The 14,946-nt window shown below is 41.8% G+C and carries 17 protein-coding genes; all 17 read left to right on the top strand.

Annotated elements, in window-relative coordinates:
• Window positions 1-46 precede the first annotated feature (46 nt).
• The 17 genes from ACYQ4O_RS09285 to ACYQ4O_RS09205 all read left to right on the top strand — a co-directional run bounded on the left by ACYQ4O_RS09285 (window position 47) and on the right by ACYQ4O_RS09205 (window position 14,850).
• Complete coding sequence (locus ACYQ4O_RS09285) at window positions 47-757, top strand: lysophospholipid acyltransferase family protein (RefSeq protein WP_460175429.1); 711 nt, start codon at window positions 47-49, stop codon at window positions 755-757.
• Between the two features lie 14 nt (window positions 758-771).
• On the top strand, window positions 772-1,038 hold the full coding sequence (locus tag ACYQ4O_RS09280; protein ID WP_460175428.1) for a phosphopantetheine-binding protein: 267 nt from the start codon (window positions 772-774) through the stop codon (window positions 1,036-1,038).
• Complete coding sequence (locus ACYQ4O_RS09275) at window positions 1,038-1,304, top strand: acyl carrier protein (RefSeq protein ID WP_308513986.1); 267 nt, start codon at window positions 1,038-1,040, stop codon at window positions 1,302-1,304. The genes ACYQ4O_RS09280 and ACYQ4O_RS09275 overlap by 1 nt, the downstream gene beginning before the upstream one ends.
• 568 nt (window positions 1,305-1,872) lie before the next feature.
• Entirely contained in the window at window positions 1,873-3,156 is a 1,284-nt protein-coding gene (locus ACYQ4O_RS09270) for an AMP-binding protein (RefSeq protein ID WP_460175427.1), read from the top strand.
• Complete coding sequence (locus ACYQ4O_RS09265; protein WP_308513984.1) at window positions 3,149-3,496, top strand: ApeI family dehydratase; 348 nt, start codon at window positions 3,149-3,151, stop codon at window positions 3,494-3,496. Before ACYQ4O_RS09270 ends, ACYQ4O_RS09265 begins: the two co-directional genes overlap by 8 nt.
• Entirely contained in the window at window positions 3,496-5,208 is a 1,713-nt protein-coding gene (locus ACYQ4O_RS09260; protein ID WP_460175426.1) for a glycosyltransferase family 2 protein, read from the top strand. Before ACYQ4O_RS09265 ends, ACYQ4O_RS09260 begins: the two co-directional genes overlap by 1 nt.
• The gene (locus ACYQ4O_RS09255; RefSeq protein WP_308513982.1) at window positions 5,183-5,623 is read left to right on the top strand and encodes an acyl-CoA thioesterase; all 441 of its coding nucleotides are present in this window, start codon (window positions 5,183-5,185) and stop codon (window positions 5,621-5,623) included. Before ACYQ4O_RS09260 ends, ACYQ4O_RS09255 begins: the two co-directional genes overlap by 26 nt.
• The gene (locus ACYQ4O_RS09250) at window positions 5,616-6,227 is read left to right on the top strand and encodes an outer membrane lipoprotein carrier protein LolA (RefSeq protein WP_460175425.1); all 612 of its coding nucleotides are present in this window, start codon (window positions 5,616-5,618) and stop codon (window positions 6,225-6,227) included. The genes ACYQ4O_RS09255 and ACYQ4O_RS09250 overlap by 8 nt, the downstream gene beginning before the upstream one ends.
• Entirely contained in the window at window positions 6,187-8,484 is a 2,298-nt protein-coding gene (locus ACYQ4O_RS09245; RefSeq protein ID WP_460175424.1) for an MMPL family transporter, read from the top strand. Before ACYQ4O_RS09250 ends, ACYQ4O_RS09245 begins: the two co-directional genes overlap by 41 nt.
• Window positions 8,477-9,058, top strand: a complete 582-nt coding sequence (locus ACYQ4O_RS09240; RefSeq protein ID WP_460175423.1) for a DUF3261 domain-containing protein — start codon at window positions 8,477-8,479, stop codon at window positions 9,056-9,058. Before ACYQ4O_RS09245 ends, ACYQ4O_RS09240 begins: the two co-directional genes overlap by 8 nt.
• Before the next feature lie 74 nt (window positions 9,059-9,132).
• Window positions 9,133-9,519, top strand: coding sequence for a hypothetical protein (locus ACYQ4O_RS09235; RefSeq protein WP_460175422.1), 387 nt, complete (start codon window positions 9,133-9,135; stop codon window positions 9,517-9,519).
• Between the two features lie 42 nt (window positions 9,520-9,561).
• Window positions 9,562-10,311 carry a beta-ketoacyl synthase N-terminal-like domain-containing protein gene (locus ACYQ4O_RS09230; RefSeq protein WP_460175421.1) on the top strand — a complete coding sequence of 250 codons (750 nt, stop codon included), beginning with the start codon at window positions 9,562-9,564 and terminating at the stop codon, window positions 10,309-10,311.
• Window positions 10,298-10,759, top strand: a complete 462-nt coding sequence (locus ACYQ4O_RS09225; RefSeq protein ID WP_460175420.1) for an ApeP family dehydratase — start codon at window positions 10,298-10,300, stop codon at window positions 10,757-10,759. The genes ACYQ4O_RS09230 and ACYQ4O_RS09225 overlap by 14 nt, the downstream gene beginning before the upstream one ends.
• A gap of 14 nt (window positions 10,760-10,773) precedes the next feature.
• Window positions 10,774-11,514 (top strand): 3-ketoacyl-ACP reductase FabG2, encoded by a 741-nt coding sequence (locus ACYQ4O_RS09220; RefSeq protein WP_460175419.1) that lies wholly within the window; start codon window positions 10,774-10,776, stop codon window positions 11,512-11,514.
• Entirely contained in the window at window positions 11,514-12,746 is a 1,233-nt protein-coding gene (locus tag ACYQ4O_RS09215) for a beta-ketoacyl-ACP synthase (protein ID WP_460175418.1), read from the top strand. Before ACYQ4O_RS09220 ends, ACYQ4O_RS09215 begins: the two co-directional genes overlap by 1 nt.
• A 123-nt stretch (window positions 12,747-12,869) precedes the next feature.
• On the top strand, window positions 12,870-14,042 hold the full coding sequence (locus ACYQ4O_RS09210; protein WP_460175417.1) for an alpha/beta hydrolase: 1,173 nt from the start codon (window positions 12,870-12,872) through the stop codon (window positions 14,040-14,042).
• A 436-nt stretch (window positions 14,043-14,478) separates the two neighbouring features.
• On the top strand, window positions 14,479-14,850 hold the full coding sequence (locus ACYQ4O_RS09205) for a hypothetical protein (RefSeq protein ID WP_460175416.1): 372 nt from the start codon (window positions 14,479-14,481) through the stop codon (window positions 14,848-14,850).
• Window positions 14,851-14,946: the final 96 nt, after the last annotated feature.

The raw sequence follows: 14,946 nt of genomic DNA, 5'->3' as shown, positions 1-14,946 counted from the left end.
AAGATTGTCTTCAGGTTTTTGTTGGTCAGTTTTTGGAATCGGTGCTTTGGCACTTACTTCAACTTATTTCCCTCTTTTGAATGTTTTCGTCAAAGATTCTGAAAAAAGAACAACAATGGCTCGTAAGGCCATCTCGAGCAGTTTCAGACTGTTCGTAACTTGCGTTAGAACACTCAAAATTGCAGATATCGATACCGAAAACATCAAAAAACTTCGGGAGGAGAAAGGCTGCATTATTATTGCTAACCACCCGACCCTTTTAGATTATGTTTTTATTGCCTCTGAGCTGCCGGAGGTTGACTGTTTAGTCAAGGCTCAGCTTACAAAAAACTTCTTTCTAAAAGGAGTTGTTAGGGCAGCCGACTACCTACTAAATAACGCCTCTGAAGAAATTCTTGAGGACTGCAGAGAAAGACTGAAAAAAGGACACAGTATCCTTATCTTTCCGGAAGGCACGAGAACCGTCCCGGGTCAGCCCATGAAGTTAAAAAGAGGAGTTGCGCATATAGCCTTGCGTTGTAACGCTCCTATCCAAGCTATTGGGATTAAATGCACTGAAAAATGGCTTGATAAGTCAAGCGAATGGTATCAGATACCTGAAGCCCGCCCCTCCGTCCGGCTTGAACTCATTGAAAAAATAGACCCGGAACGTTTTATTAAACCTCAGGAAGAAGGTTTCTCGTTAGCCAGCAGACGTTTGACAAGAAAGATTGGTGATGAATTAAGACCTTTTACAAAACTATCAACTGACTATTAATTATTGGCATAAAAATGGAAATTGAACAATTAAAAAACGAAGTTAAAGAGGTCATTATTGACTCTCTTAATCTCGAGGATTTAACACCGGCAGACATCGATTCAGATGCTCCTCTTTTTGGCGAAGGCCTAGGGCTTGATTCTATCGATGCTCTGGAATTGGGAATTGCGGTTAAAAACCATTTCAAAATCCAGCTAACCGAACCTACAGATGACATCAAACAGCACTTTGCCTCTGTAACTAAACTTGCCGAATTTATTAAAAAACAACAGGAAAAATAATGAAAAACCAAGAAGAACTCTTCTTAGAAGTAAGAAACTCAATGGCTGAGCTGTTTGAGTTAAATCCGGAGGATATCAAGCCGGACAGCCGCTTAGTCGAGGATCTAGACCTCGATAGTATCGATGCCGTAGATATGATTGTCAGTCTCCAAAAGAAGACCGGGAAACGAATTAAACCTGAAGAATTCCAGGCTGTCAAAACTGTCCAAGACGTTGTTGACGTCCTGGAACGTTTAATGGCTGAGCAACAGAAAGAGCAAAAATAACTGCAAATGTGGAAAAATCGATTGTTGTTCTGTGCCAGGGCTGTCACTTCCATCGTCGTCACTTTGTTTCCGTTGTTGGTTTTGTTTCTGGCCCGGCATAACGACTTTCGATTCTTCTTCGGAATTGCCCTGCTTTTTTTCTTGATGCAATGTGTTTTTGCCTTAAGGAATAAAGGAGCAGTTAACTTTTCTCTTTTTCCCGGTCTGATAGGCCTTGCCTTAGGCGTGTTAAGTTTAATTTTAGACAAGGTGCAAGTTTTTCTCTGGTATCCGGTATTCGTAAATCTTGCCCTTTTGTCTATATTCGGTTTTTCCTTGGTTAATGGTCCTTCTGCAATTGAACGGATAGCCAGGCTAATGACAAAGGATCTTCCGGCCAAAGCAATTCCGTATCTAAAAAAAGTCACAAAAATTTGGTGTTTCTTCTTTATTTTTAACGGGTTAATCGCAGCCTGGACGGCTTCGCAAGATAACCTCGTTTTATGGTCTCTTTGGAACGGCTGCTTTTCTTACATTTGCATAGGTGCCCTCCTTCTTGGAGAATGGGTTTATCGAAAATTGGTGTTAAATGTCTGAAGTTTTAACGTTTAATAATTGGCTTTCAGGGCCTCCTGAAGATTTCGTAACTATCAACCCGAAACGAACCCGTAAAGAGTTAAGTCTGGATGTCCGTAGGGTATACAAGCATTTTTCTGAGGTTTCCGGAGCCAGAATCCTGATTACGACGGAAAGCAACTATAGTTTTTTATGCCTTTTCATGGGCATTGTTCTTTCGGGTAATGTTCCGGTTCTTATTCCCCAAAATGCCATTCTCGAAAAGGAAAGACATGCCTTGGCAGAATTATGCGTAAGGGAAGAAGACCTGCGTGAGATTCTGACTGATAGCTCTTCTGAAACTCCAACTCAGTCCGATTTTAGAAACAGCATTGTTGAACTGTTTACTTCAGGTTCAAGCGGTGCTCCGAAAAAAATTACCAAAACCATAGGCCAACTTGATTTAGAAGCCGCTCAAACGACTCGTTTACTTCCGAAGTCAGAAGTTCAAGCGGTCGCTTCTACAGCAGATTCCGAACATCAATATGGTCTTACATTCAATATATGGCTTGCCATGTCTCACGGGTTAGCTATTTATGACAAGAGAATAAAAGTACCCGAAGATTGTTCAAAGATTAAGGTTAATTCTTTTTTTATTTCCACTCCCTCATTTCTTTCGAATCTGGATCCGGCCCTTCTTCCACCCCCTGTAAAAAGAGTGGTTTCAGCCGGCGCTCCTCTCACGCAAAAGGCCGCCTCCCTAGTGAAGACTTGGCTAGGATGCGAGATTACGGAAATTTATGGAAGTACAGAGGCCGGCGTCATTGCTTATCGATTTACTCACGATGGAAAACTGAGTTCTTTGTGGACTCTTTTCTCGGATCTCTCTATCGTTGGGATCCGTTTGGTTTCAACCGGTCGTGTCTTGCCTTCTCTTATTCTTGAGGACGAATATGACTTTCATACCCCTCGGCAATTTCTATTAAAAGGAAGAAAAGACAATATTCTGAAAATCGGAGAAGAAAGAATAAATCTGACTAATGTTGAAAAAACAATCACTCAGTTTTATTCCATGCCCTGTAAAGTAGTTCCTTTGGAAAGGGATGGTAGAACATTCTTAGGTGCCGTATTGCTTGACCCAATAGTCAAAGAGGTCACAAGACTTCCTGCAGCTAAAATCTTGTCTCTAAGAAATGAGTTGAAAGATAAGATTCCTCTTTTAGCTTTGCCTCGTTTCTGGCGCATTACACCATCATGGCCTCAAAATAATCAAGGGAAAATTTTGATACGAGAACTCAGGAGATTTTTTGATGAATAGCCTTATCCCGGCAGATGTCGCTGTTATAGAAAAAACTGAGAATTCAATTGTCTTGGAATTTGTTCTTGCCCCTACTCTTCTTTGGTTTAAGGGACATTTTCCCGTTCAGCCGATCTTGCCTGGTGTTGCTCAACTAGATTGGGTCACTCGGTTTGCTCGGGCTTACGGACTTTGCGAACGAACAGTGAAGAACATTCGCCAAATTAAATTTACCGTCCCAATGATCCCTCGGGATTTAATCCGCCTTCATTTATCTTTTGATGAAAAATATTTATCCTTCACTTATAAATCTTTTAAGAACAATGAATGGATAACTGTCAGTCAAGGAAAAGTCTCTTAATGCCCTCGAACGCAGTAAAATTTTGCGCCGTTGTCCCATGCTATGGGCATTCAAGAGTGCTTGCGAACGTTCTTGCAAGAATTCAGCCCTTTATTAAAGTTTGTGTTGTTGTAGATGATGGAAGTCCAAGCGCCGAAGCTGAAGAAATCAAATCAGCGGTCAGGAGCTTTCCGAACGTTACACTAGTCACACTGGAGAAAAATAAAGGAAAAGGAGGGGCTGTTATCGCAGGCTTGCATAAGGCCGCAGAGCTCGGCTTTACCCACGCAGCCCAAATCGATGCTGACGGTCAACATGCCATAGAAGACCTTCCCTCTTTTTTGGGCAAGTCCGAAAGCCATCCTGAGGATTGTGTATGCGGCTACCCTATTTATGATCAATCGGTCCCAAAGAGCCGAGAACTTGGACGAAAAATTACTGACTTTTGGGTAGCTGTCGAAACGCTGTCTTTCTCTCTAAAGGACAGTATGTGCGGGTTTCGCATATATCCCATCCGTAAAACCTTAGAAGTTGCGCAATCTTCCAAAATCGGGATGGGAATGGATTTCGATACCGACATCCTAGTTCGTCTCTACTGGTCAGGGATGGAAATGATCTTTCTGCCCGTCCGTGTTACGTATCCGCAGGACGGAGTAAGCAACTTCAAAGTTCTTAGAGATAACTGGCTAATCAGTAAGATGCACACCAGGTTATTTTTCGAGTCTCTTACGCACGTTAGAAGTAATCTTGCTCGCCGCTCGGAGAAGAGTCCTTCTCTTCACTGGGCGAAAATTCAAGAAAGAAAAGGAGTCCTGGGAGTCAATTTTCTCCTGGCTGTCTATAAATTAGGTGGAAGGCAGATTTTTCGACTCTTTTGTGCCCCTGTGGTTACCTGCTTTTGGGCATTTGGCAAAAATCAAAGAAAAGCAAGCCAAGATTTTCAACAACGAGTCTTCGATTATTCTCATCCGTCGCATCAGAAAAAGCCCTTTTCTTCTTTAAATCACTTTTTGTCTTTCGCAGATGCCCTGCTCGACAAGATCATTGTGTGGACAGAAGGAGCCAAGCTGAACACTCCTGTGAAGTTTGCAGATGAGGATACCGTCAACAACCTGCTCACTCATCAAAAACGCGAAGGCCGTTTATTATTAGTTTCTCACTTGGGATCTGTAGAAGCTATGCGTGCAATAGGAGAGATTGATTATCATGAAAAAATCTACATCTTGTTGTTTGATAAAAACGCTAAAAACTTTAAAAATTTTATGAAAAAAAGTGCTCCGAAAAGTCAATTAAATATGATAGAAATCGATGAGATTGACTTGAGCACCATTATTTCCTTAAAAGAGAAAATAGAAGACGGGGCCTGGATTGCAATCGCTGCCGACAGAATCCCTTTAGGTTTGAAAGAAAGCGATGATAAGCGCGTAATAGAAGAGACCTTCTTAGGAAGGAAAGCTCTTTTCCCCATCGGTCCCTACGTGCTTGCCTCTCTTCTTGGATGTCCCGTATACACAATGTTTGCCGTTAAAGACAAAGATAGTATTCTCATCTCGGCCCATCGCTTAACCGATAAAGTTAGCCTTCCAAGAAAAGATAGAATCAATGCCGTCCATCAGTATTCTTCTATGTATGTTAAAGAATTAGAAGAAAAGGCAGTCTCTTATCCGCTTCAATGGTTTAATTTCTATGATTTTTGGGATCTGCACAATGACAATAAACAAAACCCAAATTAGTCTTAAAAAAGAAATAATTATTAACCCATCCTTCCATGAAGTAGATCCGATGGGAGTGGTTTGGCACGGGAATTACTTAAAATTTTTTGAAAAGGCCAGAGAAGCCCTTTTTAAAGATCTTCACTTTGGCTATACCGAAATGAAGCAAAGCGGATATGTCTGGCCGATTATCGAAGTCAAAATCAAATACCGGCGACCGGCCGTGCTGGAAAGCTCTCTTCTGGTATCGGCAGAAATCGTCGAATACGAAAACGAAATAAAAATTGAATACCTCATCAGAGACCAGGAGACAAATAAGATCCTCACCACAGGAATGTCGCGGCAAATGGCCTTTGACTTAAAGAAAAAGCAAGGCTGCTTGACAAGTCCTAAGGTTTTATTTGAAGTATTAGGAAAGGAAAGTCCTTATGCTTAAAAAATTTATTGCGGCCATTGGCCTTACGATGAGTTCTCTGGTTTTTGCCTCAAATTTGCTCCCTCCATACGTCATGGATGCCTTTGAGCATTTGCGTCAAGGTTCTGCGGATTTTTTTCAGACGAAAACCCTTTCTCAAGGACTGATTCTCAAATCCTCCGGCCATCTCTCTTTATCGGACTCCAAAGGATTGGCTTGGATTCAGACCAAGCCTTTCCTTCAAAAGACTTTAATTACTGACAAGTCTGTCCTTCTACAAACTCAATCTGAAGAGCCCAGAGAAATCACTGCTTCTGAGAATCCGGAGGTTTATAAGATGGTTTCGACGCTGAAATCACTTTTTGAGGGTAATCAGGCCAATTTGGAGAAAAACTTTTCCGTGACGGTCTCGGGAAACTCACAGATTTGGAAAATGACTTTAATTCCCAAAATTGAGCCTTTATCGAAAATAGTCAAAGAGATTTCCGTTGATGGAGGAAAACAATTAAAAGATATTCAAATTGAAGAAATTTCAGGAGCCAAGACACTGATTACATTCGGAACCGTAACCCCGATAGGTAAAAATGAACGAGAAGACTTCAACCTTGCAAAGCCAGTTCCATAAACGGAAATTTGTTGCTTTATTGTGGTTAGCGCTTTCGCTTGTTGCCTTCATTTATACAGCCCTGTGTGTACACGATCGAAATCTTTCTTCAAATATTTTCGATCTGCTCCCGCAGCAGGAGAATTCCACCGAGCTCAAACAAATTCACTCTGCCCTGCAAGACTCACTTGCGAGGACGGTTATTTTTGCGGTTAAAGATAATAAAGACTTCACGCTCTCTTTAGATAATTTCTTAAAATCAAGTCCTGTTGTTGAATCCGTCTCCTCCTCCGTGACAGAACAAGAGAAGGCAGATTTTCTTAGCTTCTTTATCAAGCACAGGCTAGCCTTCTTATCTGCTCCCGATAAAAAATTCTATTTAACCGCTTCTGCAGACCAGATTAGTCAAAGAATCCTCAGCGAACTATTCTCTGCGTTTGCCGCGCCATCCTTAAAAGAGCTGACTGAAGACCCTTTTCTTCTTACTAGAGCAGCCGCTAAAAATAATCCGTCCTCAAAGCTCACTCCGCAAGAAGGCTTTCTAACTTCTGTTGACTCACAAAACGTTCCTTGGGCCGTTCTGAATGTCCGCTTGAAATCCTCATTAAGCGAAAAAGAAATTAGCCGATGGATCTCATCCATTAACGAATTAATTAAAGAAAAACAGAGCGTTGACCCGAATCTTGAGGTTTGTTTTCTCGGGAGTATCTTTCATCAAGAGGAAGCTAAAAATACTGCTAAGACAGACGTTCAAACCTTAAGCATTGTATCCGTCCTTCTTCTCTCGGCCCTCTTTTTGTTTGTTTTCAGAACACTCAAACCTATCCTCTTGTGCCTGCTTTCAGTTGGTATCGGCACGATTTTCGGACTAGCTGCAACCTTTACTTTCTTTGAGTCGGTACACGCCATAACTTTAGTCATGTGCATAAGCTTAATCGGAATTTCTACCGATTACACAACTCACTACCTCCTAGCCAGACAAAACGCCTCTGCAAAAGAATCTCCTTTATCAATCTTAAAAAAATTAAAGAAGCCTCTCTTACAGGCATTGATAACCACAGTTCTTGCTTACGGATTAATGGTAATTTCTCCGTTTAGCAGTCTCCGCCAGTTAGGTGTATTTGCTGTCTTCGGACTGATTGGTTCATTTTTAACAGTTTGGCTCTGGTTTCCGCTCTTCTCTATAAAGCCGGCAGCCAATTCGAAAACTTCTGAAGCTACTAACTCATTTTTCTTGTTTTGCTCTTCCAGCAATTCCATTAAAGCCTTCGTCGGGATTGTGTTCATCTTCTTATTGGCTCTAGGTTTACCAAAATTATCAGTTGATGATGATTTAATCAGACTTTATCAAAGCTCCCAATTTTTATCTGAGTCGGAAAACAAAATTAAAGAGCTCACCGGAGCGAACTTCTCACAAAAAGGAATTGTTGTAACCGCCCCATCCGAAGATGCACTTATACAACAAATTGAAAAAGCGGCCTTGGTGATTAATGAGAGCAAACTTTCTCGCCGTCAATTCATCTACCCGGCTCTCCTCTCTTTAGAAAGCCAGCTTCAGGTTAGAGATCGGCTGGAGAAGCTTTTTCCTGAAGTAGCTCAAAAACTTCAGGACACAGGAGTTGAGTTATCTCAATTTCCACTTCCCGATACCCTCGATGCAAAAGGCTGGCTCAATTCTCATTTAGGACAAGTATGGAAGCCGTTCCTCTTAAGTTTAAAAAATGAACAGACGTTTTATATTCCTATAGAGACATCTAAGGAAAGGTTACAAACTATATGCTCCAAGCTCTCGTCTTGTTTTCCAATCACTCAAAGAGAGGATATTCAGACATGGCTAGGAACCCAAAGGATGGTCCTCTCTTGGTTTATCTGCTTTTTAGTTTTTGGATTTATGGCTCTGTTTTGGTACTTCTTTGGGTGGAAAAAATCCATTATCCAAACGGGAATAATTGTTTTATCAGGAGCTGCGGCCCTCGCAACTTTGGGATTGACAGGAATGCCCTTCAATCTCTTCTCCGTTTTTGCCTTAATTCTTATTTTAGGAATTGGGGCCGACTATCAGATTTTTTCGGCTAACAGAGAAAGAGTGAATCGATCCACCTACTTAGCCATTTCTGTATCTGCAGCTACTACATTAATATCTTTAGGCGTTTTAGTACTCAGTAAAACAGAAGCAATCAAAAACTTTGGTTTAATTGTTTGTGTAGGAATTGCAACCTCATACTTAATGGTCTTATTGTCTGCGCAACATAGACTGAATGGTAAAAATAATGAATAAAAAATATCTTTTGTCTTGTGCTTTTCTATTGCTTCCTTTTTTATTTTCTGCCGGATGCTCGACGACCAATAATTCTTTGGAGCTTCAGCATCGCTTAACAAAGGACATCTCCTCAGCGCTTCCTTCGGCAACTTGTTCTACGGACTTTCTAAAGCATTCTTTATTAAAGTTCAAATGGGGACAAGAAAAAGGAACATTAATGGTGGTAGAAAAATGCTCAAACGGAATTCTTACTTTAGATGGCTTGATGCCTACCGGATTAGAACTTTTCCAAATAATCTACAACGGCCAAAAAGTACAGTACCAAGAAAAAGTCCCGATGGTGCATTCTTTACCCATCATGGAAATTCTCTTTGACTCCATCGCTGTAAGGATTCAGCCGAAAGTGTTGGAGAGCAGCCTTCCTAAACATTGGACGGTCAAAGAAGATAAAAACGAAATGGTTATCTTTGACAGTGACAAAAATCCGATTGAGACATTTAATTGGCCTAAAGGAAGAAAAGGAGAAATCGTCAGGATTTCCAATCATTCTTTTTCATATGAAATTGAAATACAAGACCTGCCTATTAATTAACTTGAAAGTTCTTGATAGTTCAATGTAACCTTAGGCTCTCGAATAATTTCCTATCTCTTTAGAAGTTATTTTTAATGATTTTTATAAATTACTACTCCTCTGTAAATGCCCTTGGAAACTCAATTCCAGACATTTTGAAAAATTTGTCTGATAATCACGCCCCGGGGATGAGAGAAAGCACCCATTGGTTAGGAAGCAATAAGAATGCTTTTTATGGGAATGTTCTTGGAGAACTTCCTGTCATTGCCGATGAATTTAAGCGTCACAATTCCAGAAATAACCGCCTTATTCTTGCGGCCTTACTACATGACTCTGACAAGTTTCATTCTCTAGTTGGTAAGTTCTCTAAAAATCGGGTTGCTGTCATTATGGGAACCAGTACCTCCGGTTCCAACGAAGCAAACGAATATGTAAATGCCGTCATTTCAAAGCAGCAGACGCCTTCAGATTTCCAAGGTTAGGCACAAGAATTAGGAGATCCTTCAAGATTTCTTTCGGCGTATTTGGGACTCTCGGGACCGGCCTACACGATCAGCACAGCCTGTACTTCCAGCGCACGTTCTATTATTTCCGGAGCTCGATTAATACAATCGGGAATGGCAGACGCTGCTATTGTAGGAGGGGCTGACAGCTTAGCCAAACTTCCGATTCATGGATTTACTTCTCTGGAAGTAATGTCGCGCCAAAAATGCCGTCCTTTCTCATCAAAACGTGCGGGAATCACTATCGGAGAAGGGGCGGGAGTTCTCGTTCTTTCAAAAGAGCCCTCCAACCTTGTATTGGCCGGATGGGGAGAGACTTCCGACGCCTATCACATTTCATCTCCTCACCCTCAGGGAGCCGGGATAGAAACAGCTATGCGAGAAGCCTTAGCAATGGCTCAGCTGCAAACTTCTGACATTGCGTACGTGAATCTTCATGGGACGGCCACAAGGTTAAATGACTCTGCAGAAGGAGCTGCGGTTAGAAATCTTTTTGGTTCTGTTCGGTGCAGTTCTACAAAAAACCTTACCGGTCACACTTTGGGAGCTGCCGGAATTACTGAAGCAGCCCTACTTTGTGCGCTTTTAGACAACCCTCAAACAGTGTTGCCTTCGCAATTTGAGGATAAAAGCGAAATGGACGAAGCCTTCAGCGGACTCGGCCTTCTTCAAAATCCAACTAAGCTCCGAGGCCATTACATGATGTCCAACAATATCGCTTTCGGAGGAAACAATACTTCTCTAATATTGGGCCATTATGACGGAAAATGAACTTGATAATTGGCTTCCTCATCGTCTCCCCATGAGATTTATCGATGAGCTCGTGGAAATAGACGAAGAGCATGCGGAGTGCCGCTGCGATTGTAAAAAAGCAGAAAGACTCGAACTTTTCAGAGACGAGAATGGAATTATTCCCAATGTTTTTCTTATCGAAATGATGGCTCAAGCAATAGGAGTGTGGGCCGGCTACTATAGAAAAAACGACATGCAACTATCCGATGTTGGATTTTTGTTAAGTGTTAGAGGTGCCGAACTTCTCGTCGATAAAACGCCGGCGAATGAAGTTCTGACCATCAAAATCCAAAAGATTATTCAAGATAAAAATCTTGCTTCCTTTGACGGTTCTGTCCTCTCTGAAAAAGGCGAAACCTTGGCCCATGGGAAAATCACTGTATACCAACCCACAAAAATTGAATACGATAAGCTGTTCAGTAACTAAATTTATATCCGAAAATGACTAAGAAAAAAAGAATACTGATTACCGGGTCGACGGGAGGAATTGGGAGTGCAATTGCAGGGGAACTAGCTAATAATCCGGACTATGAATTAGTTCTTCATTTCAACTCTTCTCAAGAAAAAGCTCGACAACTCCAAGAAAAATTTGCTTCTATGGGCTGCCCTGCTTCTACTCTTGGATTCAACGTCGGTGATCGTGAGGCCGCAAAAAAAGCTCTGGAAAAAGATATTGAAGAAAATGGAGCTTATTGGGGAATCATTCACAGTGCCGGAACAAAAAAGGATGCCGCCTTCCCTGCCCTTGAAAATGAAGATTGGGACAATGTCATCAACACCGATCTGAACAGTTTCTACAATGTCATCCATCCCTGTGTAATGCCGATGATTCGCCTGAGAAACGGAGGCCGCATTGTTGTTATTAGTTCAGTATCAGGCGTAACAGGTAATCGCGGACAAGTTAACTATAGTGCTGCGAAGGCCGGTCTGATTGGAGCAAGCAAAGCCCTTGCAGTTGAGTTAGCCTCAAGAAAAATTACGGTAAATTGCGTAGCACCTGGGTTGATTGATACAGATATGATCGACATGGATCCGCGGGCTATTGAACATGCCATGAAGCTTATTCCTATGCAGCGGATGGGGAAACCGGAAGAAGTTGCAGGCCTTGTCTCTTATCTTTTGAGCAACTCCGCAGCTTATGTCACAAGACAAGTCATCAGTGTTAATGGAGGAATGATCTAATGGCTAGACGGGTTGTTGTTACCGGTGCTGGCGGTATTACTGCATTCGGAGAAGACTGGAACACCATAAAAGAACGGTTTCTTGAGGGAAAAAATGCCGTCAAATATATGGAGGAGTGGGAGTACTTTAAAGGTTTAAATACAAAGCTTGCTGTTCCAATCGAAAACTTTGAACTTCCGGCCCATTACACCCGAAAAAAGATTCGTTCAATGGGACGAGTTTCTTTGTTAGCCACTCGCGCAACCGAAAAAGCCCTGGAAAATGCAGGCTTACTCGGCAATGAAGTTATTACCAACGGACAAACAGGAATTGCTTTTGGTTCATGTTTTGGCAGTACCCAACCGGTAGTGGCTTACGCAAAAATGCTTGACGGAGGAGATACATCCCGCATCTCAGGAACTACCTATGTCCAGCTTATGCCGCATACCACCGCAGTAAACGCCGGTCTGTTCTTCGGTGTAACCGGCAGAGTGATTCCTACCTCCAGCGCTTGTACATCCGGGAGCCAAGCTATTGGATATGCCTATGAAGCCATTAAATTCGGAATGCAGGATCTAATGATCGCCGGCGGAGCGGAAGAGCTCTGCCCGTCCATGGCTGCATCCTTTGACACTTTATTTGCCACCAGCACCTTGAATGAAAAACCTGAAGAAACTCCAAAGCCCTTTGATAAAAACCGCGATGGATTAGTTGTCGGTGAGGGAGCCGGTGCACTCATTCTTGAAGAGCTTGAACATGCAAAAAACAGAGGAGCGAATATTCTTGCTGAAGTAGTTGGCTTTGCTTCCAACTGTGACGCCACCCATATCACTCAGCCGAAGAAAGAAACAATTCAAATTTGTATTGCCAACGCTTTGAAGAATGCTCAACTTAAAGCTGAAGAAATTGGCTACATTTCTGCCCATGGCACCTCTACGTCCAGAGGAGATATTGCCGAATCATTAGCCACTGAAGCAATTTTTGGCGCTGGGACTCCCATTTCTTCTATAAAGAGTTATCTGGGTCATACGTTGGGTGCTTGCGGTGCGTTAGAAGCATGGTTTGCTATTCAAATGATGAATGAAGGTTGGTTCGCCCACACTGCCAATCTGAAAGAACCAGATGAAAATTGCGGCAAGCTTGACTACATCATGAATGAGCCGCGCCGTTTGGACACTGATTACATAATGAGCAACAATTTTGCCTTCGGAGGAGTTAACACTTCCCTCATTTTCAAACGCTTTTATGCCTAAGGCTCTTCACTTTTATTAAGGTTCTTGCCCTTTTCGGACATTGTTTACATACTAAGGGTTTTCTCTTATTTATGATTTAAGTAATCCTTTTTCATAAATAAGAAGAACCTTTAGGTATTGCGAATGAAAGATGTCCGCCCTTTTCTGAACAAACTTATTAGTTTCACTTTTCTATTTTTTACGCTGGCGGGCTGTTCGGTCAATCCGCCGAACGAAGCAAAATTGCCTTACTCGGGAACTTCCTTTGCCGATTATCAAAAACAGTGCAAAGAGTTTATTTCCCAAAACCGCCACTTTGTATTGAAAGATAAGCAATTTGAACTGACTGCTAATGCTCCTTTTGAATTTAAGCCATTGAAAAGTAATGAGGAAGCAATCCTGTTTGTTCATGGTCTCGGAGATTCGCCATGGACTTTTAGAGATATCGGCCGAGAATTGGCACGCAACGGATATTTAGTCAGAGCCATCCTTCTTCCGGGAAATGGAACCAAGCCTGCCGATATGCTGGACACTGATTATGAGGATTGGAGGAAAACGGTTGAGGCACAATTAAATCTTCTTTCCAAATCTTCAAAAAAAGTATGGTTAGGCGGTTTTTCTACCGGTTGTAATTTAGTAACAAAATTAGCTTTCGAACGGCCGGAAGTTAAAGGTTTGGTGTTATTTTCTCCGGCTTTCGAGATTCAAACGGAGATGATTGCTTTCATCCCTCTCATTAACTTATTCACAGACTGGTATAAAGAACCTGACAACGATACTCAAGGCGTGGCGCCATTCCGTTATGAAACTGTTCCGTTAGAAGCAATAGAAGCTTTTCGTCAATCCATGGTCAACGTCCAGGAATCAATGAAAGATAAAACCTATTCGAAGCCGGTTATTGTCATGATGACGGAACACGACTCTGTAATTAACGCCAAGGAACTTATTCATATTCTTCCCAAAGTATTTACTAATCCAAAGAGCCGCTTCATTTGGTACGGTACTGAAGGAGACGGGAGCGATCCGAGAATTATTTATAAAAGCGACTACATTCCTGAGGAAAGAATTGCAAGCTTCTCGCATATGTCCTTGGCCTACTCCCCCAAAAATCCTTGGTACGGTAGACACGGAAAGTCCAGAGTATGCAGAGATGACCTTTCCGATAAGGAAATAGCGAAGTGTGAAAAAGCCAAGAATGTCTGGTATTCGACCTGGGAAAGCGCACCGGACGGCAAAATTACAGCTAGATTGATGTACAACCCTTACTTTAATTGGCAGAAGGGAGTTATCTTAAGTGTGATGAGAGAAGGAAAATAACTTAGTCGTCATAAGGTTTTTCGGCTCATCGCTTCCAATTAGCAAAAGAGCCTTCAGAAAAATTTGGCATCCTTATCGAGGCACCGAGAAAGGATGCCAATTTATTTTCTGGGTTAATTAGAACATAAGCGCAGACTTATCGGCGCCTCCTCCCATAAAGGATCCTTCTCTAAGCTCTGATTTCACATCAACAGCACTTCCGGATGAATTAACCGAAGCTTCTTGTTCTTCACTCTGATAATTTGATTGTAGGAGCTGGACAAATTTCTGAGCCTCTAAACCATTCTTTTACCAAGCTCATTGAAAATCGTATAAAGGAAACTTCTTCCATTAATTTTCTTGTTGTGATCTCTAATTTTGGAAAAAGGCTGGTCTGAAAAGTAAGACCACTTGATAAGATCTTCCTTTATATTTTGGTCTTTCAATTAGGATTGCCGTGCTTCCAAAACCCACTTCCTTTCAGACACTTCTTGCAGCAACCGTTGGAGCTTTTTTATTTTCTGTCGCCTGTTGTCCAGCCCATGCCTCTCCTTCAGACTGCAAACCGGTTTATTCCGATTCTTTTGGAACAATTTTCGTCGAAGGTTCTCCATTCTCAATCGGAAAGTCTTCATGCAATACCAAAGGAGTCCTTCATGTGGATGTATTTGGAAACGTCTATTGCGGTGATTCTCCTTTTTCAATTGGACAGCTTAAACAACCTCCTTCCGGGAAAGGGCCCATTTGTCGAGGAGTTTTCGGCGACTTTTACGTAAAAGATCAACCGTTCAAAATCAACTTATCAGACGTGATTAAGTTAACCGATTAGCTATTATCCGGTTTACAAGATTTAAAAAAGTTTTTATTAATTGGATGGAAATGAACTGACGTCAACTATGATAGAACTGCAGTCAAAGACTAACTG

The organism is Turicimonas sp. TL08 (assembly GCF_054660695.1).
The sequence above is the reverse complement of the archived record's forward strand: the minus strand, read 5'-3'. Positions and strand labels throughout refer to the sequence as shown.

What these genes read in the sequence shown, in the direction of transcription:
- ACYQ4O_RS09255 (WP_308513982.1), top strand. Translation starts at nt 5,183, where the DNA reads ATGACAATAAACAAAACCCAAATTAGTCTTAAAAAAGAAATAATTATT.
- ACYQ4O_RS09250 (WP_460175425.1), top strand. Translation starts at nt 5,616, where the DNA reads ATGCTTAAAAAATTTATTGCGGCCATTGGCCTTACGATGAGTTCTCTG.
- ACYQ4O_RS09240 (WP_460175423.1), top strand. Translation starts at nt 8,477, where the DNA reads ATGAATAAAAAATATCTTTTGTCTTGTGCTTTTCTATTGCTTCCTTTT.
- ACYQ4O_RS09235 (WP_460175422.1), top strand. Translation starts at nt 9,133, where the DNA reads ATGATTTTTATAAATTACTACTCCTCTGTAAATGCCCTTGGAAACTCA.
- ACYQ4O_RS09245 (WP_460175424.1), top strand. Translation starts at nt 6,187, where the DNA reads ATGAACGAGAAGACTTCAACCTTGCAAAGCCAGTTCCATAAACGGAAA.
- ACYQ4O_RS09280 (WP_460175428.1), top strand. Translation starts at nt 772, where the DNA reads ATGGAAATTGAACAATTAAAAAACGAAGTTAAAGAGGTCATTATTGAC.
- ACYQ4O_RS09275 (WP_308513986.1), top strand. Translation starts at nt 1,038, where the DNA reads ATGAAAAACCAAGAAGAACTCTTCTTAGAAGTAAGAAACTCAATGGCT.
- ACYQ4O_RS09270 (WP_460175427.1), top strand. Translation starts at nt 1,873, where the DNA reads ATGTCTGAAGTTTTAACGTTTAATAATTGGCTTTCAGGGCCTCCTGAA.
- ACYQ4O_RS09210 (WP_460175417.1), top strand. Translation starts at nt 12,870, where the DNA reads ATGAAAGATGTCCGCCCTTTTCTGAACAAACTTATTAGTTTCACTTTT.
- ACYQ4O_RS09225 (WP_460175420.1), top strand. Translation starts at nt 10,298, where the DNA reads ATGACGGAAAATGAACTTGATAATTGGCTTCCTCATCGTCTCCCCATG.
- ACYQ4O_RS09260 (WP_460175426.1), top strand. Translation starts at nt 3,496, where the DNA reads ATGCCCTCGAACGCAGTAAAATTTTGCGCCGTTGTCCCATGCTATGGG.
- ACYQ4O_RS09215 (WP_460175418.1), top strand. Translation starts at nt 11,514, where the DNA reads ATGGCTAGACGGGTTGTTGTTACCGGTGCTGGCGGTATTACTGCATTC.
- ACYQ4O_RS09220 (WP_460175419.1), top strand. Translation starts at nt 10,774, where the DNA reads ATGACTAAGAAAAAAAGAATACTGATTACCGGGTCGACGGGAGGAATT.
- ACYQ4O_RS09265 (WP_308513984.1), top strand. Translation starts at nt 3,149, where the DNA reads ATGAATAGCCTTATCCCGGCAGATGTCGCTGTTATAGAAAAAACTGAG.